The organism is Streptosporangium sp. NPDC003464, assembly GCF_053588315.1.
Map to the genome: position 1 here is coordinate 26,783 of NZ_JBSFPS010000005.1, position 17,940 is coordinate 44,722.

The 17,940-nt window shown below is 69.1% G+C and carries 17 protein-coding genes, 1 tRNA gene and 2 pseudogenes; 11 read left to right on the forward strand and 9 right to left on the reverse strand.

Translation table 11 applies throughout. From position 1 onward, the window contains the following. Positions 1-2: 2 nt before the first annotated feature. Complete coding sequence (gene galU / locus ACWDS7_RS02060; RefSeq protein ID WP_306863544.1) at positions 3-902, reverse strand: UTP--glucose-1-phosphate uridylyltransferase GalU; 900 nt, start codon at positions 900-902, stop codon at positions 3-5. Positions 903-927: 25 nt separating this feature from the next. Here galU and ACWDS7_RS02065 point away from each other — a divergent pair, with 25 nt between their 5' ends. From ACWDS7_RS02065 to ACWDS7_RS02085, 5 genes are all read left to right on the forward strand, one after another. Continuing rightward, entirely contained in the window at positions 928-1,515 is a 588-nt protein-coding gene (locus tag ACWDS7_RS02065; protein ID WP_451927695.1) for a 5-formyltetrahydrofolate cyclo-ligase, read from the forward strand. A gap of 44 nt (positions 1,516-1,559) precedes the next feature. After that, the gene (locus tag ACWDS7_RS02070) at positions 1,560-3,065 is read left to right on the forward strand and encodes a potassium/proton antiporter (RefSeq protein ID WP_451927696.1); all 1,506 of its coding nucleotides are present in this window, start codon (positions 1,560-1,562) and stop codon (positions 3,063-3,065) included. 297 nt (positions 3,066-3,362) lie between these two features. Further along, on the forward strand, positions 3,363-3,689 hold the full coding sequence (locus tag ACWDS7_RS02075) for an FmdB family zinc ribbon protein (protein WP_451927697.1): 327 nt from the start codon (positions 3,363-3,365) through the stop codon (positions 3,687-3,689). 1,427 nt (positions 3,690-5,116) lie between these two features. Then, the gene (locus ACWDS7_RS02080) at positions 5,117-5,926 is read left to right on the forward strand and encodes an S-methyl-5'-thioadenosine phosphorylase (RefSeq protein WP_451927698.1); all 810 of its coding nucleotides are present in this window, start codon (positions 5,117-5,119) and stop codon (positions 5,924-5,926) included. Positions 5,927-6,259: 333 nt separating this feature from the next. Further along, the gene (locus ACWDS7_RS02085; protein WP_451927699.1) at positions 6,260-6,865 is read left to right on the forward strand and encodes an RcpC/CpaB family pilus assembly protein; all 606 of its coding nucleotides are present in this window, start codon (positions 6,260-6,262) and stop codon (positions 6,863-6,865) included. Between the two features lie 158 nt (positions 6,866-7,023). Here ACWDS7_RS02085 and ACWDS7_RS02090 read toward each other — a convergent pair whose 3' ends face one another. Then, complete coding sequence (locus ACWDS7_RS02090; RefSeq protein ID WP_451927700.1) at positions 7,024-7,983, reverse strand: D-alanyl-D-alanine carboxypeptidase family protein; 960 nt, start codon at positions 7,981-7,983, stop codon at positions 7,024-7,026. 1,116 nt (positions 7,984-9,099) lie between these two features. Between ACWDS7_RS02090 and ACWDS7_RS02095 the strand changes: the two genes are divergently transcribed. The 3 genes from ACWDS7_RS02095 to ACWDS7_RS02105 all read left to right on the forward strand — a co-directional run bounded on the left by ACWDS7_RS02095 (position 9,100) and on the right by ACWDS7_RS02105 (position 10,471). Further along, a tRNA-Arg gene (locus ACWDS7_RS02095) sits at positions 9,100-9,172 on the forward strand. Positions 9,173-9,422: 250 nt separating this feature from the next. Further along, entirely contained in the window at positions 9,423-10,073 is a 651-nt protein-coding gene (locus ACWDS7_RS02100; RefSeq protein ID WP_451927701.1) for an HAD family hydrolase, read from the forward strand. Between the two features lie 53 nt (positions 10,074-10,126). Next, on the forward strand, positions 10,127-10,471 hold the full coding sequence (locus ACWDS7_RS02105; protein WP_451927702.1) for a hypothetical protein: 345 nt from the start codon (positions 10,127-10,129) through the stop codon (positions 10,469-10,471). Between the two features lie 214 nt (positions 10,472-10,685). On the opposite strand, the gene ACWDS7_RS02110 is transcribed toward ACWDS7_RS02105, so the two are convergent. Continuing rightward, positions 10,686-11,609, reverse strand: coding sequence for a permease-like cell division protein FtsX (locus tag ACWDS7_RS02110; RefSeq protein WP_451927703.1), 924 nt, complete (start codon positions 11,607-11,609; stop codon positions 10,686-10,688). Positions 11,610-11,744: 135 nt separating this feature from the next. Between ACWDS7_RS02110 and ACWDS7_RS02115 the strand changes: the two are divergent. Continuing rightward, positions 11,745-12,220, forward strand: a pseudogene (locus ACWDS7_RS02115) (NUDIX hydrolase). 22 nt (positions 12,221-12,242) lie between these two features. On the opposite strand, the pseudogene ACWDS7_RS02120 reads toward ACWDS7_RS02115, so the two are convergent. After that, a pseudogene (locus ACWDS7_RS02120) lies at positions 12,243-12,329 on the reverse strand (VOC family protein); the annotation flags it as partial. Between the two features lie 81 nt (positions 12,330-12,410). Between ACWDS7_RS02120 and ACWDS7_RS02125 the strand changes: the two are divergent. Together ACWDS7_RS02125 and ACWDS7_RS02130 are read left to right on the forward strand one after the other, a co-directional pair. Then, positions 12,411-13,019, forward strand: coding sequence for an RNA polymerase sigma factor (locus ACWDS7_RS02125; RefSeq protein ID WP_451927704.1), 609 nt, complete (start codon positions 12,411-12,413; stop codon positions 13,017-13,019). After that, positions 13,016-13,648 (forward strand): hypothetical protein, encoded by a 633-nt coding sequence (locus ACWDS7_RS02130; protein WP_451927705.1) that lies wholly within the window; start codon positions 13,016-13,018, stop codon positions 13,646-13,648. Before ACWDS7_RS02125 ends, ACWDS7_RS02130 begins: the two co-directional genes overlap by 4 nt. Before the next feature lie 129 nt (positions 13,649-13,777). On the opposite strand, the gene ACWDS7_RS02135 is transcribed toward ACWDS7_RS02130, so the two are convergent. The 5 genes from ACWDS7_RS02135 to ACWDS7_RS02155 all read right to left on the reverse strand — a co-directional run bounded on the left by ACWDS7_RS02135 (position 13,778) and on the right by ACWDS7_RS02155 (position 17,922). Beyond that, complete coding sequence (locus tag ACWDS7_RS02135; RefSeq protein WP_451927706.1) at positions 13,778-15,145, reverse strand: tyrosine-type recombinase/integrase; 1,368 nt, start codon at positions 15,143-15,145, stop codon at positions 13,778-13,780. Beyond that, positions 15,142-15,336: a helix-turn-helix transcriptional regulator gene (locus ACWDS7_RS02140; RefSeq protein WP_355575959.1), complete on the reverse strand. Its 195-nt coding sequence runs from the start codon at positions 15,334-15,336 to the stop codon at positions 15,142-15,144. Before ACWDS7_RS02140 ends, ACWDS7_RS02135 begins: the two co-directional genes overlap by 4 nt. Further along, positions 15,336-16,724, reverse strand: a complete 1,389-nt coding sequence (locus ACWDS7_RS02145; RefSeq protein WP_451927707.1) for a replication initiator — start codon at positions 16,722-16,724, stop codon at positions 15,336-15,338. Before ACWDS7_RS02145 ends, ACWDS7_RS02140 begins: the two co-directional genes overlap by 1 nt. A 227-nt stretch (positions 16,725-16,951) precedes the next feature. Beyond that, complete coding sequence (locus ACWDS7_RS02150; RefSeq protein WP_451927708.1) at positions 16,952-17,272, reverse strand: hypothetical protein; 321 nt, start codon at positions 17,270-17,272, stop codon at positions 16,952-16,954. 14 nt (positions 17,273-17,286) lie between these two features. Beyond that, the gene (locus ACWDS7_RS02155; RefSeq protein WP_451927709.1) at positions 17,287-17,922 is read right to left on the reverse strand and encodes a DUF2637 domain-containing protein; all 636 of its coding nucleotides are present in this window, start codon (positions 17,920-17,922) and stop codon (positions 17,287-17,289) included. Positions 17,923-17,940 lie beyond the last annotated feature (18 nt).

Below are 17,940 nucleotides of genomic sequence, written 5' to 3' on the forward strand. Positions count from 1 at the left end.
ACTCATCGGGACGCCAGGAACTCCTTCAGCCATGGCATGAACTCCGGGGCCAGGTCGGAACGGTCGGCGGCGAACTGCACCACCGTGCGGAGATAGTCGAGCTTGTTGCCGGTGTCGTAGCGGCGGCCGCGGAACAGCACTCCGTGGACCGGTCCACCTTCGTCGCCGCCGCGTCCGGCCAGGGTGCGCAGGGCGTCGGTCAGCTGGATCTCGTTGCCGCGGCCCGGAGGCGTGTTCTCCAGGACCTCGAACACCGCGGGGTCGATGACGTAGCGGCCGATGACGGCCCAGTTGGACGGGGCCTCCTCCGCCGGGGGCTTCTCCACCAGGTCGGTCACCCGCACCACGTCCTGCTCGGAGGTGGGCTCGATGGCGGCGCAGCCGTACAGGGAGACCTGCTCCTTCGGCACCTCCATCAGCGCGACGACGCTGCCGCCGTAGGTGGCGCGGACCTCGATCATGCGCTTGAGGAGCTCGTCGCGGTAGTCGATCAGGTCGTCGCCGAGCAGGCAGGCGAACGGGTGGTCGCCCACGTGCTGCTTGGCGCAGAGCACCGCGTGACCGAGGCCGCGCGGCTCGCCCTGCCGGACATAGTGGAGGGTCGCCAGGTCGGCGGGCTCGCGCACCTGGGAGAGCCGCTCGTCGTCACCCTTGGCCTCCAGGGCGTCCTCAAGCTCGATCGCCCGATCGAAGTGGTCCTCGATGGAGCGCTTGTTCTTACCCGTGACCATCAGGACGTCGAGCAGCCCGGCGGAGACCGCCTCTTCGACGACATACTGGATCGCGGGCTTGTCGACGATCGGCAGCATCTCCTTGGGAGTCGCCTTGGTCGCCGGTAGGAAGCGGGTGCCAAGCCCCGCTGCGGGAACAACGGCTTTGGTCACAGGATGGAAGTCGGCCATAACCGAAACCATAGTGGAGGGATCCGTGGACAAGCTGAAGCTGCGTTCGACGATCGAGGCCGCGCGGGCCTCGATCCCCGAGGACGAGCGGCGCGCGGCTTCCGTCCGGACACGGGAGACGCTGCTGGACCAGCCGTGGGTCCAGATGGCCGGGCTCGTCGCGTGCTACTGGTCGGTCGGCACGGAACCGGCGACCCACGGGCTCGTCTTCGCGCTGTGGAAACACGGCGCCACCGTGATCCTGCCGGTGCTCCGCGACGACGACGACCTCGACTGGGCGGTCTACGACGGACCCGACACGCTCGCCCCCGGCCGCTTCGGGATCATGGAGCCGGTGGACACCCGGCGGGGCGTCGACGCGATCAGGACGGCCGCCCTGGTCATCGTGCCCGCCCTGGCGGTGGACCGGTCCACCGGCGTACGGCTCGGCCGCGGCGGCGGCTCCTACGACCGGGCGCTGGCCAGGGTCGGCCCGAACGTGCCGACGGTCGCCCTGCTGCACGAGGGCGAGCTGCTGGAAGGCGTCCCCGCCGAACCTCACGACCTGCCGGTCCGCTACGCGGCCCTGCCGAGCGGGATCACCGCCCTCCCGTACGGTGTGCCTGACGACTAGGCCGAATGCGACACAATGGTCCCTGGAGTCAGAGAGGGGGCCAGATGGGATGGGATGTCTGGCTGCTTCTCGGGGCTGGAATCGTCATCTCGGCCATCCTCGCGGTGCGGGTCGCCCACCGGAGCGGCCTGCCGAGCCTCCTCATCTTCCTGGGCTTCGGCCTGATCGTCGGCGAGTCGGGCTTCGGGCTCCAGTTCGAGAACCCTGAGCTCGCCCAGCAGATCGGCCTGGTCGCCCTGGCGATCATCCTGGCCGAGGGTGGTCTGACCACCAACTGGAACCACGTCAAACGTTCCATCCCGACCGCGCTGGTGCTGGCCACCGTCGGGGTCGGGGTGAGCATCGTGGCCGTCGCCGTCCCGGTGCGCCTGCTGCTCGGCATGGACTGGCAGACCTCGCTGCTGCTCGGCGCGATCCTCGCCTCCACCGACGCGGCGGCCGTCTTCTCCGTCCTGCGCCGCCTGCCCCTGCCCCCGCGCCTGGCGGGCGTCCTGGAGGCCGAGTCCGGCTTCAACGACGCGCCCACCGTCATCGCCGTCATGCTGCTGAGCGCCGGCACCTCGCCCAGCCTGGGGAGCGCGCTGCTGCTGGTCGTCTTCGAACTGGCCGTGGGCGCGGTCGTCGGCCTGGCGGTCGGGCCCGTGGGGGTCTACGCGCTGCGCCGCATCGCGCTGCCGGTCTCCGGCCTGTATCCGATCGCGGTGCTCGCTCTGGCGTTCGTCGCCTACGCCGGCGCCGTGCTCCTGCACGGCAGCGGCTTCCTGGCGGTCTACCTGGCCGCCCTCGTCATGGGCAACTCCCGGATGCCGCACCGGGCCGCCTCCCGGGGCTTCGCCGAGGGCGTGGCCTGGCTGGCCCAGATCGGCCTGTTCGTCATGCTCGGCATGCTGGCCAGCCCGTCGGAGATGCCGTCGGCGATCGTCCCGGGCCTGGTGGCGGGGCTGTTCCTGGTCGCGGTGGCCAGACCGCTGTCGATCATCGTCTCGGCCCTCCTCGTACGGCTGGCCCGCCTCGGCCGACTGAACTGGCGAGAACAGGCGTTCCTGTCGTGGGCGGGGCTGCGTGGAGCGGTGCCCATCGTGCTCGCCACCATCCCCTGGGCCGCCCACTCGGTGGCCGAGGGCACCGCCAAGTTCGTGTTCAACGAGGTCTTCGTCATCGTCGTCGTCTACACCCTGCTGCAGGGGCCGACGCTCCCCTTCGTGGCGAAGATGCTCGGGATCTCCACCCCCGACGAGGCCCGCGACCTGGAGGTCGACTCGGCCCCACTGGAGGAGCTCAACGCCGACCTGCTGCAGATCAAGGTGCCGCCGACCTCGAAGCTGCACGGCGTGGAGATCTTCGAGCTGCGGCTGCCCACCGACGCCCAGGTCACACTGATCGTCAGGGAGGGCCGGACGTTCGTCCCCTCCGACTCCACCCGGATCAGGATCGACGACCAGCTCCTGGTCGTGACCACCGCCGCCTGCCGGGACCCGGTCGAGCGGCGGATCCGGGCGATCAGCCGCCGGGGCAAACTCGCCGGCTGGTTCGGCGAGCTGGGCACCTGAGCCCGGCGGGCCGGACCTCGGATCCGGCGGGCCGGACCTCCGGATCGGACGGGCCGGACCTCCGGATCGGACGGGTCGGGGTACCCCGATCCTGCGGGCCGGGCCTCCGGATCGGACGGGTCGGGGTACCCCGACCCGGCGGGCCGGGCACCCGATTTTGGAGGGACGAACCCCTGGTCGGCACCTGATCCGAGTGGAATGCGACAGCTCCGACTCGCGTTTAAGCTTGTCGGCTGCGTACCATTAGCAGTCGCGTCTATAGAGTGCCAATCGGCGCGGACCAACGAGGAGGATCGCGTGCCCACCTACCAGTACGCCTGTAGTGCATGCGGCAACGAGTTCGACATCGTCCAGAAGTTCTCCGACGACGCGCTCACCGAGTGCCCGAAGTGCTCGGGCGAGCTCCGGAAGGTGTTCTCCGCGGTCGGCATCGTCTTCAAGGGCTCCGGCTTCTATCGGACCGACAGCCGCTCCTCGTCCACCAGCACGGTGAGCTCCGCGAGCACGAGCTCCTCGTCGGGCTCGTCCGGCTCCTCGGGTTCCTCCGGCTCGTCGACGGAGTCCGCGTCCGCGTCCTCGTCGTCGACGAAGACCGCCAGCAGCCCGGCGCCCGCGGCCTCCTGAGGCCACCCCTCCCCGGGGCCGGCCCAGCCGCTCCGGGAGCCGGCCCGAGCGCTCCACCGGACAGGCCGGCCACCGAGCCGGCCGGACGGCCGCTCCTGCCGACAGGTCAGCGGCCGGACAGGCGGGGCAGCCGTCCGGAGAACCCGGCGTCGCGCCCCTGAAGCCGGTTCAGCCACTCCTGCCGACAGGTCAACGGCTCGGACAGGCAGGGCAGCCGTCTGGAGAGCCCGACACCGCGCCCCTGAAGCCGGTTCAGCCGCTCCTACGGGCAGGTCAACGGCCCGAACAGGCTAGGCAGCCATCCGGAGAACCCGGCGTCGCGCCCCTGAAGCCGGTTCGGCCACTCCTGCCGACAGGTCAACGGCTCGGACAGGCGGGACAACCCGTCCGGAGAGCCCGGCACCGCGCTCCTGGGACCGGTTCAGCCGCTCCCCGGGCGATCGGCCACCGAGCCGAGCAGCTCCTGGGGTTCGGAGGCCCGTCGGGGTCCCAGCCGCGAATCAGCGGTCCGAACCCTTCACAGGTCTCCGCGACCAGCCGGTCGACCACCTGCCCGCCGGCCGGGGCCGGCTCCAGGACGCCGTCACCGGTCCGGCGGACCAGGCCACGCGCGACGAGCAGCTCCGTGTACGGCCTGCCCCCTTCGACCGTCGCCCCCCGCGACTGTCGCCCCCACCTGGCCGTCACCCCCGCCCGCTCGGCGAGCTCCACGCCCGTCTGAGGCCCCTGGCGCCCAGCCGTGCGAGCAGCCGCGCGGCGCCCGCCGGGCGGCAGGTCCGTCCCGGCCGTGTCGCCCAGGCGGCGGGGGCAGTCCCCGCGCCTCTCCACCTCGGCCGGCCGCCACAGCCCTCGCCCGGCCTCTGCGGGCGAGGATCGCTCGGCGGGCACGGCGCCGGACAGGCCCCCGATCAGGCGGAAGGCGGCACCCGAGGCGGTCACCGAGGCCACCCAGGCCGCTGAGGCCGATGGCATTCCGTTGAAGTCACCAAGACCGACGACGCTCTACTGAGGCCACCGAGGTCACCGAGGTCACCGAGGTCACCGAGACCAACGGTGTTCCATTGAGGTCACCGAGACCGACGGTGCTTCGCTGAGGTCATTGAGGTCGTCGGGACCGATGGTGCTTTGTTGAAGTCATTGAGGTCGTCGGGACCGACGGTGCTTTGTTGAGGCCATCAAGGTCATCGAGGTCCATTGAGGTCACCGAGACCAGTGGTGTTCCGCACCGCGATCACCAGCACCTGCGTCACCGGGCCGAGGCCCATTCCCGGAACGAGTGGGGGAGACGCTACCGCCGACCAGCGGTTCCCACCGAGAGCGATCAGAACGCCACACTTGACGATCTGGTTATCCACAGGCTTAGCGCTTTATCCACAGGAAAGGACTCGCCCTCCTCCGGAGGCGTCCATAACGCTAATCTCGGCGCCATGGTCACTCGCGCGGACATCGGAGTCATCGGCGGCTCGGGCTTCTACTCCTTGCTCGACGACGCCACGGAGGTCGAGGTCTCAACCCCCTACGGCCCGCCCAGCGACGTCGTCACCGTCGGCAGGATCGGATCGCGCCCGGTCGCCTTCCTGCCCCGCCACGGCCGCGACCACCGCTTCCCGCCCCACCGCATCCCCTACCGCGCCAACCTGTGGGCGCTGCGCTCCCTCGGCGTCCGTCAGGTTCTCGCCCCCAGCGCCGTCGGCTCCCTCCGCCCCGAGCTCGGCCCCGGCACCCTGGTCATCCCCGACCAGCTTGTCGACCGCACCTCCAGCCGCGCGCAGACCTACTACGACACCGGCGGCGTCGTCCACGTCGCCTTCGCCGACCCCTACTGCCCGGCCGGCCGCGCGGCGGCCGCGTCGACCGCCCGGTCCTCCCAATGGGACCTGACCGACAGCGGCACCCTGGTCGTCATCGAGGGCCCCCGCTTCTCCACCCGCGCCGAGTCCCGCTGGTTCACCGCCAACGGCTGGACGGTCGTCGGCATGACCGGCTTCCCCGAAGCCGTCCTCGCCCGCGAGCTGGCCCTGTGCTACACCTCGCTGTCACTGGTCACCGACCACGACGCCGGGGTCGAGGCCGGCGAGGGGGTCACCCACGAGGAGGTCCTCGCCTTCTTCGCCACCAACGTCGCCCGCATGCGCACCCTCGTCACCGACGTCGTCACCGCCCTGCCCCAAGACCGCACCTGCCCCTGCGGCACCGTTCTGGACGGTCTCAAACTCCCCTTCGACCTCCCCGAATAGCCACCGCCTCCCGCCCCCTCCTATTCCTCGCCTTCCCCTCCACCGGATATCGGGTCCATCGGATATCGGGTCCCCTCCACCGGATGTCGGGCTCCTCACCCCCACCCCGTCGCCCGGCGGTGGCACCCCGCCGTCCCTCGCCCCATCGATGGCAGGCCCCGCCCGGCCGTACGGCGGGCGCCCTGCCGCCACCCCCGCCCCGCCGTACGGCGGGCACCTCATCACGGGCTCCGCGCCGCCCGGTTCTCCCCGCCTGCTGTCTGCTACCTGTTCCCCCGCAACGGAGCATGGAGCACAGGGGCACAACGGAGTAATGGAGTAATGGAGCCAGTCATGCGTGCCTTCCGCCGTCTCCTCGGCCGTCGCCACCGCCTCATCGCCGCCGTCGTCGCCGCCCTGGCGATGGCGTGCGCCCTCATCGGACTGCGGCCGGACACCGCGTCGGTGACCGTCCTCGCCGCGGCCAGAGACCTGCCCGGCGGCACGCTGGAGGCCGCCGACCTGAAGGCGGTCGCGCTGCGGCCCGACACGGTCCCCGACGGCGTGGTACGGCCCGGCGCCCCGGTCGCCGGGAGGGTCCTGGCCGGCCCCATGCGGCGCGGGGAGCCGCTGACGGACCTCCGCCTGCTCGGCCCCGGGCTGCTGGCCGCCCACGGCCCCGGAACGGTCGCCACACCGGTCCGCGTCGCCGACCCCCAGAGCGCACGGCTGCTGTCACCCGGCGACGTCGTCGACGTCCTGGCCGCCTCCTCCACCTGGGAGGGCGCCGTCCCCGCCCGGACCGTGGCCGAAGACGTCACCGTCATCACCACCCCGGACGGGGAACCTGACCGGGGGGCGCTCATCGTGCTGGCCACCACCTCGGAACAGGCGGTCCGACTGGCCTCGGCCCAGGCCGGCGGGCACCTGTCGATCACGATCAACCATCGCGGACGATAGCCGCCGGCCGCTTCCCCCGCTTCCCCACTTTCCCCGGACTCTCCCGCATCCGGACGGGCCTCCCACGCCCCAGCCGGTCACACCGGCGGCGCGGGTCACCACGACAGCGAGTCCCTACGGCAGAGAGTTCTACAGCAGCGCGTCTACAGCGGAGAGATCTAAAGCAGGGAGCCCAGCTTCGGGTCGTACTCCCAGTGCCAGGGCTCGAACGGGCTGATATAGGCCCACTTCGGGTGGAACCAGCCGAACTTCTTGCTGTTGGCCTCCAGCCAGTTGAACTGGGGTGACCGGAAACGCTCCACGCCCCCGCACAGGTCGACGGCGAGCCCCAGACCGTGGTTGCTACGGCCCGGGACCGCCGCGAAGCCCGGGCGGCGGTAGTAGACCGACTGCTGCTCGGCCAGGTTCCGGTAGCTGTCGGTCACGCACATGGGCCTGCCGAACTGCCGCTTGTACGCCTCGTTGAGGCTGATGAACGCCAGCGCCGCGTCTCCGCGCAGCTCGTTGCCCCGCTGCTGGAGCGGGCACAGGTAGGCCTTGGGGATCAGCCCGTTGGCGAACTCGTTCGCCGACAACGCCTTGGTCGGGGCACAGCCCTCCGCGGGCTGTCCGCCCTTGTCGACCTTCACTCCCAGCTTCACCAGAGCCTGGGTCAGCGATTTCACGATCTTGCTCGAACGGACCCTGAGCGTCTCGATCTCGGCGCCCATCTGTGCCTCCGACAGCAGGGTGCCCGCCCGAAGCTCCTGCGCCTCGGCTGCCAGCCGCTCGCGCTCGACCTGCAGGCGGCTGCTCTCCTGGAGGATCTGATCGCGCTGGGCCACGATCTGGGAGACGGCCGCCATGGCCCGCAAGGTCGACGCGTCGGACGCGCCGGACAGGAAACCGGCCACGTCGCTGCCCATGGTCTGGTGCTGGTAGAGCTGCCCAACGATATCCGACAGCGGCTGCCGCACCTGGGCGAAGGCCCTCTCGGCGGCCTGCAGCTCGCGCAGCTTGGCGGTGAGCTCCTTCTGCGAAGCCTGGATCTTGGCCCGCCGCTGCTCCAGGGCCTTCGTCGCGCCCTCCAGATCCTTGGACGCCTTCTCCGCCTCACGGCGCAACTCCGTGAGGTTCACCGGCTCGCGCCGCAGCCCGTCGAGGCTCGCGGACTCACCACGCGCCCCACGGAGACCGGCCGACTCACCACGCAGCTCGCTGATGCTCGCGGACTCACCACGCGCACCGCGAAGACCGGCGGACTCACCACGCGCCCCGGCCAAGCTCACGGACTCGCGGCTCGGCACGGCATGGCTCGTGGATCCGCGGGCGGCGACGGGCTGGACCTCCGCCGACGCCCGCTGCGTGGCAGCGGCCCCCGGCAAGAGGGAAGTCATGGTCGCGACAACGGCGATCAGACCCGCTGATCGACGAGGTGGCACTTTCGACCCCTCCGTTTGCGAACTCGTGACCTGGGTCAGGCACGCACGTTACTACAGCTGGCTGAGTGCCCGGGCCGGGCCCAGCACAGCCGATATGCGTTGAACACCCCATTTAGCAGCCCGCTCCCTCAGGCCTCTCGCCGCTCTTGCTCCTTACAGACCTCCCACAGCCAGGTATCCCGCCACTCCCCCGGACAGCCGAACCCGCCCTCCGTCTGCGCCGGCTGCGGCGGCGTCCGCCTCACCTGAGGCGGCTCGGACCGCCGGGGCACCACCTTCCGCACGACGTCGGGGACGTCCACCGGAGCGGCGTCCGCCGCCGAGCGCCGCACGTCGGCCACAACCGGGGACGTCCACCCCCCGTACGCCTGGACCGGATCCGGGGAAGGAGAGGGCGAGGGAGGAGGCACCAACCTCGGCTTCAGGATCACATCCCGGCCGGGCGCCACCACCGACGCCACGGCGGGTCCGCCCCCCTGAGCCACCACCCCCCGGGGCCCCACCTTGGCGACGTCCCCCCGGAGGACCCGGTCATATCCGGTGAGCTCGGCCACCAGAAGACCGCCCGCCAGAAGCGCGGGCGCCAGCATCGCCCCACACAGCACCAGCGGCCGCAGCGCGCGATGCCCTCGGATACGCTTCCGTCGCCGTTCGATCACGGAGCGCGACATTAGCCATCCCAAACCCCGGATCTGTGCCCACTTGCCGCCCTTTTACCGCAGCTCAGCGAAGCGATAACCCGCCATCCACCCCTCACCCACCCACCGACCGCACACGCACTCGCCATTTTCGCTACTCTTACCTGTAGCCCCTGCCTCCGTAGCTCAGGGGATAGAGCACCGCTCTCCTAAAGCGGGTGTCGCATGTTCGAATCATGCCGGGGGCACTCTCTTGACCAGCGATCATGCCCTTGACCTGGGCATGTCTTTTCGATCGCCATCCAGCTCTGTGCAGTCATGTGCCAGCGTAGGCAGCCGTATGTCAGTGGCTGTGGGATATGCGTGGGATGGATCTCGGAGCGTTTCCGCAGGTTGTCTCGCCCCTGAGTGGGCCGTGGTCACCGATCCCACAGCACCGGCCGGCAGCCGGAGCACGGGCCTACGGGGCGAAGCCGACCCCGCCTAGGATCGGGCATCGTGCAGCGATTGGCGCTCTTCGACCTCGACAACACACTCATCGATCTGGACGCCGCCTTCCTGCTGTGGGCGCACGAGTTCGCCGAAGGGCATCGACTCAGCCGGAAGGCCGTCGACCACCTGGTCAAGCTGGACCGCAACGGCCTGCCCCACCGCGAGCTGTTCTTCACCAAGGTGCGCGAGCGGTTCAAGCTGTCCGCTTCGGCAGCGGATCTGTGGGCCGCGTACCGCCACCGGATGCCCCACCTTGTCAAGTGTCGTCCCGAGGTCATAGCCGCGCTGACAGAGCTGCGCGCGTCCGGATGGCGGGTCGGGATCGTCACCAACGGGACAGCGGACAACCAGCTCGGCAAGATCCAGCGGACGGGCCTGGCCGATGCCGTCGACGGCTACGCGCTCTCGGGCGTCGAGGGCATCCGCAAGCCCGACGTCGGCCTATTCGAGATCGCCGCCAAGCGATGCGGTATGAGTCTCGTCGGCGGGGGCTGGATGGTCGGCGACCACCCCGTCGCGGACATCGGCGGAGGACACGCGGCCGGCCTGCGAACGGTCTGGATCGACCGCGGAACCCGGGCCGGTCATGAGCGCCCCCCCGGACCACGTGGTCACCGACGTGATCCACGCGATGGACATCCTGCGCGCCGCCGATGAATGATCTTCCGGAGAGCTACCGAACACCCGGTAAGACGCAGAGAGGCTCTGCCATGAGCAGCGAAGCCCCAGAGAGGCAGGACAACTTCGGCGCATCCGACCCTGGGTGCCGAAGGGCTGCTGTGGCTCTGATGAGTACGGGTCTCTCCATCCTTGCGCTGTTTGCGATGCTCCTCAGCTTTATACCGACCAGTTACAACTGGGATCCAGAAATGCCCGAGTTCAGCGATCCGGACTCGGTGCTCTTCGCCCTCCTCTTCTCGGGGTTCGGCTTGTACATCGCCACAATGGTGCTTCTGATTCTGCGGCGGCACAGGGCGACCTGGATCGCCTACCTCGTTTTTGCAGCACTGAACGGGTACAGGTTTGCCGAGCTCGCGCTGCACTTCCAGGGGTGACTAGTCTCAATGAAGAAAGGCCCGGACTATGCCCATGCGACCGGCAGGATTGAGACATACATCCGTTCTGCCTATCTCTGCTGTGACCGCGTGACGCATCACAGCAGGTCTATCGGGCAGCGGACAAGGATGAGCCTCTGCTAGAGCCGAACAAATATCTACTGCGCCAGAACCCTCTCCACCCTGGATTCTCCCGGCCGCCCCGGAGGCCGGACTACCGCACCACGACCTTGCCTACTCCTGAAACATTCCGGAGCACCGACTTGACCGCGTCCACCGCTCGCCTGTCGGTAATCTTGATCTCGTAGCTCTCGACCACCTCATGAAGGGCGGGCGGCTCGCCCAGCATGTACTCGGCGACCTTGCGCGTGTGCTCGGCCTCCTGGAAATAGACCTTGTCGATCCCGTCGACCGTCGCGAGCACCGCCTCGATCGCCTCTCGCTCCTGCCCGGTGGGCCGTCCCCGCCCCGTACAGGGCGGTTCCTGTTCCAAGCCCTCCCCGCAGAGCTGGACCGACAGATCCGATTTTCCGTCCCAGAAGAGGTGCTCGGTGGAGAAGTTCACGGACACCACGCCAGGCAGGTCCTCTACAGCCGCTCGCAGGCCGTCCATCAGGGGACGCGTCGCGTCCTCATCCCCGACGTTCCGCAGGTGGCCGTCGAACGACGGTGGAGCCTCCTCCTCGGTGAGGAGACCCTCCTCACCGAACTGCTCGGCCGTCTGCCTGGCCGCCTCTTCGGCACTCACAAACATGAACTTCTCGACACCGGGCACTCCGCGGATCACCGTCTCGACCGCTCGCCGCTGCCGGTCGGTGACTCCGCTCCGGCATTTCTCGGCGCCCTCGCCTTCCCCCTTCTTGTCCGGACAGAGCCAGACGGAGAAGAGCGTCTCCGGCCAAGGCCCGTCGGGCGGGGGCAGGACAGTGAGGGACGGCCGTTCCTGGAGCAAGAAACCCGTCGCCACCACACACAGGACGACGGCAACCACCGTAACCATCACCGCTATCAAGAGTCGCCGCCGAGGAACAGCCGACACGACCTTGTCAGAGCCAGAGACGCCTTTTGACGGAGCGTCTCCCTCACCAGGGCCGCGAGTCACCAGGCCAAGATCCTGGAAGAACGGTGCGCCGGTCAAGCCTCCGACATCACCTCGCCTCCAACGCCCCGGTCATGCACCTGCGCAAGGTGATGGGCAGCGGCCATGGTCGCGACCTACGTCGACAGTTTCAGAGCCGTCCAGGCCGGTGCTACACCAGTAGAGTTCTGCCCCATGGCCCGCCGGCTGGACTTCCACGACGCCCCCGAGGCGCCCACACCCAACGGCCTTGTCCCCTCGGTGAATGTCGTGGTCACCAACGATGCCGGGGACATCCTGATGATTCGCCGCACTGATGGCAGCAGTTGGCCCTGCCCGGCGGCGCGATCGACCTGGGCGAGTCCCTTCCCGAGGCTGCGATCCGCGAGACACTGGAGGAGACCGGAATCAGGTGTGAGATCACCGGTCTGATCGGCACCTACACCGATCCTCGGCACGTCATCCTCTACACCTCCAACGGCGAGGCTCGTCAGGAGTTCTCCATCGTGCTCACCGGTCGCGCCGTCGAGGGCGAGCCGACACCAGGCGACGAATCTCGCGAAGTCCGTTGGGTGCCACGCAAGGAGGTCGAGACGCTGGCGGTGGACTGGTCAATGCGGCTGCAGATCGGCCACTTCCTGGCTGCCAGGGCTGTGCCGCACATCGGCTGATACCGCTGTCGGGTCTTTGTGGTCATCGATGCCCCAGGATGTTGACCACGCGGCCATTCGAGTCGCGGACGAAGAACCGGCGGACTTCCCACTGCTCGTCCTGCAAGTTGTAGCCGTCACTACCGCCGGACTTCTTCTTTGTGCTTTTCGGGAACCCAGGTGGCGCTGTGGACAGTCCCTGTGTGTGGACATGTCAATACGTGCCCGGATACGTGACGGGGATACAGAGGCGTTCGAGCAGCTCTTCGATGAGTTCGCCCGATCGGTGTACGGCCATGCCTTCCGGCTGACGGGCAACTGGTCGACCGCCGAGGACGTGACGTCCCTGACCTTCCTGGAGGCCTGGCGGCTGCGGCACCGCATCGACGTCGGCGGCGGCTCGCTGCGGCCGTGGTTGCTGGGCATCGCCACCAACATCGCGCGCAATACCCGGCGGGCGGCCCGCCGCTACGACGACGCCCTGACCCGGATGCCCAGAAGCGAAGAGGTCTCGGACCTCGCCGACGAGGTGGTGGGGCGCATCGACGACGCCGAGCGGCTGGCTGCGATCCGACGGGTCTACGGCAGGCTGCGCCGCCAAGAGCAGGAGGTGTTCGCGCTGGTCGTCGGGTCGGGCCTCGGCTACACCGAGGCGGCCGAGGCGCTCGGCATCTCGGTGGGCACGGTCCGGTCCCGGCTGTCCCGGGCGCGAAGGAAACTGGAGAAATTCGCGGCTGAAAGGGAACCGCCTCGGCCGTCACGACAGGTAAGAGGTGACCGCGATACCGCGGTCCGGTTCACAAGGGAGGAGTACCGATGAACGCAGGCGAGCGAGAAGAGCTGGCTCGGCTGCTGCCGTTTCAGGTGGAGCCCGAACTCCCGCGGGACCGGCACCGACACCTCAAGGAGTTCGTGATGACCGAGATTCACCAGGACGCTCGACCCGCCAGGCCGAAGTGGCGGCTGCTGCGCCCTGTCGTCTTGGCCCCGGTGCTGGCCGCCGCCGCTGCCGTGGCGATCGCCGCTCCGCTGCTCCTCGGCGGTGGCGAGGCTTATGCCATCTCCAAGAAGGACGACGGCACCATCCACATCACCATCAATGAGGCCAAGAACCCCGAGGAGCTGCAGGCGGACCTGCAGGGCATGGGGCTCAATGCGGTCGTGGACTACATCCCCATGGGCAAGAGGTGCAGCCCGCAGCCCCGCAGCCAGAGCTTCCTGTCCAAGGAGGAGGCTTCCCTCGTCATCTGGCCGAGCCAGGAGGAAGGCTTCACTATCGACCCCAAGGTCGTCAAGGACGGCCAGACCGCGGTGCTGGAGTTCAGCGTCTCCGAGAAGCCGGACCTGCAGGTCGCCGGCATCTGGGCGCGCGTCTCCAACGGGCCCGTGGCCGACTGCAAGCTGGTCGACAGCACCGAGGCCCCGCTCGGCCCGCCCCAAGGCAACTGACCAACCCACTCCTCAAGGTGCGGCAGGCCGCTGGGCCATCCCCACGGGGGCGCCTGCCGAACCTTGACGAAGCCCTCAATGAAGAAGGCCCCGGCTTGTGCCAGGGCCCGAGACGAACATCTGTGTCGATCACCCATCGAGAGCGCTGCTGATCTTCCCGTTCATCCGTTCCTGCTGCCCTTCCATGCACTTGGCGTACACCCGGTGGAGGACCTCCACGCCGTGCCCGGCTCGCTTGGCCACCTCGGTGGCCGGTACGCCCGCGTTGAGCCAGAGGGACAGGGCGGCGTGTCGCAGGTCGTAGGGCCGGGCGGCGAGCGGTGACCTCACCTGCTCATCAGTGAAGACAAGCGCACGGGCCTCCTGCCAGACGTAGGAGCACGCCGAGCTGGAGTAGGAACCTCCCTTGGTCGTCCGGAAAAGCCGGCCGTCGTCCTCTGTGCCGTAGGCGTCGATGTGCTCACGGAGGATGGCCACCAGGGCAGGCGGGATGGGGATCTCCCTGGTTTCCTTCTTCGCCCGATGCTTGAGGCTGCGCGACTCGTGGGTCTCCCCCGAGTTGGTCCATCGCTTGTTCGCCTGCGGTCGCGCCCTCTCCAGGATGATCTGACCCCATCCCGATTCGGGCAGAGTGCAGTTCTTCAGGCGAAGGTCTGCCGCCTCTTCCGGCCGCAGACCCGCGTAGTAGATGCAGGCGAACAGGGCCTTGAGCCGGACGCCCCGGGTACGGCCGACCTTGGGCACGGCGGCCAGGAGCTGCTTCGCCTGAGTCGGATTGATCACCGTACGGGGGTCAACGACGGTGACAGCCTTGGGTGGCTTCCACTTGATCCCGTGCAATGGGTTGGTCGCGAACACCTTCTGTTCCACCGCCAGCTCCAGGAGGTGATGAAGGATCGCCCGCTTCCGCCGTACCGTGTTGGCCGCGGCTTCCTTGCCGTCGAAGGTGACCGAGATGGCGTCCAATGCGATCCGGACAACGCGTGCCTCCTGGAGATCCGCCACCGGAAGGGACGCCTTCTCCAGCCAGCGCAGCGCCACGGTCTGCGTGCGGGTCAACGTCCCCCGCCGGTCCTCCGGGAGCAGCACATGGTTACGTAACACCTGCCGAAGCTCGTCGTCCTCCGGCCGATCCGGAATGTCGGCAACCAGCACTGGGATCAACGACAGCAGCGCGTACGCCTCGGTCTCCCGCGTCCGCGGAGCTGTCCTCCGCCACCGGCCGACCACATACGACTGCGCGAACCGCATGAAAGACGGTCCCGAAGGCTCGGAGTCCACCAGCATCGAGACCGGCAACCCGGTGGCGACGTCGAACGCCTCGCCCTTCCTCGCTGCCTGGCGGAGGTCCGACAGGAAGTTCTCGGCCAGCGCCTTGGTCCGGAAGGTCTTGGACCGTGACTTGGTGCCGGCCTTCCAACGCGCTTCGAAGGATGGCGCCTTGCTGGACTGGTTCCGGCGGACTTCCCAGATGCGCACTTCATAGGTGACGGTCACGACGCCTCCCGCAGCGAATCGAGCCACGCTTCGAGGTCGCTGCGCCGGACACGCAGCTCGTCATTGGGGTACTGGATACAGACCGGCGCCTTGCCGAGCTCACGCCACCGGTAGAAGGTGCGGCGAGAGACTCCGTTCAGCTCGGTGAGCACTTCGGGCAGAGTGAGGAGCTTGTCGTCACGTCGAGGCATCAGGCGCCTCCCCCGAGCGTTGGAGGCGCAGGTAGAGGTTTTCCGGTCAGCGCGGCGGCGAGGAGGGCGTCACCGGCCGAGAAGCCCTTGCCCGCGTACTCCCAGTTTGCGATCACGAGGACGGTGTCCTCGGCGAACAGGGGCAGGCGGCCGGTGGTGATCTCTTCGGTGCGGGCGAAATCGCGGCGTTCGTCGCGGATGGAGCCCATGGTGGTGGAGTAGTACCGGGAGCGGGTGGAGAAGTGGCCGCGGAAGCCGAGCATGTGGGCCCACTGGGCGAGGCGGAGGTCGGCGAGCTCGTCGAGTTCGCCCAGGCGCCTGCATTCGGCGATGAGGCGGCGGGGGTGGTCGCGGAGGTTGAAGGTTTCCAGGTCGTCGAGGGGGTTGATGCGCCGGTCGAGGGTGCCGACGCATTCGGCGGCTTTGGTGGCGTACTTGGCGATGTAGCCGGCCACGGCCTGGTCCGACAGCTCGCCGTCCATGGTGATCCGGCGGATGTCGAGCTGTGGTCCCCAGCGCAGGATGCGCGAGGGTTCGTCGCCGATGGCGGGGACGGTGGCGGTCACCGCTTTGACGGCGTGCTGGACGGCGTGTGTCAGCATCTCCGCCGTTGCCCAGGCCGGGGGCGGCGAGGTGGGCCCGTCGGGGCCGTCGAGGCGGATGACGGCGTGGAAGTGGACGACGCCGCGCTTTTGGTATTCGGCGACCTTGGCGAAGGAGATGGTGACCTGCTCGCGCAGCTCTCGCAGAGTCAGGCCCGCGGTTTTGGCGACGCGGCGGCGCAGGGCGTCGATGACGTACTTCCACAGCTGGGGAGCGAGCGCGTTGAACAGCACGCTGCCGGTGTAGTCGTAGCAGTCTGGGCAGAGCGGTTCCCCAAGACACGTCTCGTTGTCCCCGTGCCGGGCGGTGCAGGACATGACGCGCCCGTGCGGGCAGGTCTCGGCGTCGCGGCGGGCGTGGCAGGGCAGGACCTTGCCGTTCTTCTCGCGCCGGGTGTGGACGGCTCCGAAGGACGGTGCGGTGAGAGTGACGAACAGGCACGGGTGGGCGTTCACCGTGTCCGGGACGCCCTTGCCACCGACCAGGCCGGCACGGATGAGCTGGTAGGTGTCGGCGCGGTAGACCTCGGCGCAGGACGGGCAGCGGGAGGCTCGACGGGTCTTGCACGGCAGGCGAAGCACGCCGTCGGGTTCACCGGTGGTGGTGTAGCTGTGCAGGAGCCGGCCGGTGGCGCGGTCGACGTGCAGGACGCGGCCGCGCATGTGGATGGGCTGGCGACAACCGCCGGTGGCGCGGAGCTGGGCGGCCCAGCGGGGGTAGTTACGGTCGTTGAGGCGGGTGATCATGCCTGTGATCGCGTGCGGATTGGGGTGGGTTGTGGGCAAGATGGTCTCCTCCTTTCACTCGTACGGGTGAGGGGGGATGGCCCCCGACCTGGCAGGCGTCTTGGCGGATGTACGGCCAGGCCGGGGCGCCGACGTCTCAGCAGAAGCCGAGGCCGTCGCAGTGTTCGCAGGTGTCGCCGTAGCTGTCGACTCCGGTGCCGCCGCAGTGGCAGCACCGCCACCGCTTGGGCGAGATCACGACCGAGGTCACCTGCTCATCGGGCGGGTCAGAAACCATGGGGCGGTTCGCCGACGGCGCCGTCCCGGGCTGCGGCGAGGATCGCCGTCACCTCGAAGTGGATCGGCCCGAAGCACCGGGCGGCCGTGTAGAGCCCGTGCGGCAGCAGCCGCGGGTCGACCTCCGTGCCGAACAGTGCGGCGATCCGGTCGACCTCGGCGCGCAGGCCGGTGTCGGTGCTCTGCTCGGGGTAGTAGGTGATGATCGTCGGGTCGGTCGGGACGGGGACGGCGGGAGCGGTCTCCATGAAGGCGGCCAGATCCCGAAGACCGTGGATGAAGGCGGTACGGCGCTCGGCGTCAGTGGACATGGATGGTTCTCCTTTCACAGGGCGTCCGACACCGTGCGCAGGTGGCGCAGCAGGTCGGAGGCCAGTTGGTGGGACACGCCCAGACGAGCGCGCAGGGTGTCGCGGCTGATCGGCTTGCCCTGCGCGGTCTGGTATTCCTCAGCCACGCGTCGGGCGTAGTCGAGGAGCTCTGAGGACGGTCCGTCCTGTTCGGCGGGGACGGGCGTGGGAACCGGAGCCGGTTCGGGGACGACCTCCGGGACAGAGGACGGGGAAGGTTCGGGGCGGGGAGCCGAGGCGCGGCGTTCCAGCATGGAGACCGCGACGAGGAACGCGCCGGCCGGGGTCGCGGCGGTGATCCAGCCCCACGGGGACGGATCGGCTTGGTTGAGGTTGGCGGCCAGGGACAGGACGATTCCGGCGACCAGGACGAGGGTCGGCCAGGAGATCCAGCCGTCCCGGACGCGTCCGGTCTGCTTGTCGCGCTGGCGCTCGCGGGCGGCCATGACACAGGTGAGGTCGACGCATACGGCGACGGCCCAGGCCATCCAGCCGGACTGGCCGTGCTCGGTGGCGGTGTCGCGGATGTGGGTGAACGATCCGGCACCCGCGATGGCGGCCAGGACCAGGATCGGTCCGGCATCGAGCAGCCGGCGGGCAAGGCGTCGCATCGTGTCCCCCTTTCAGCA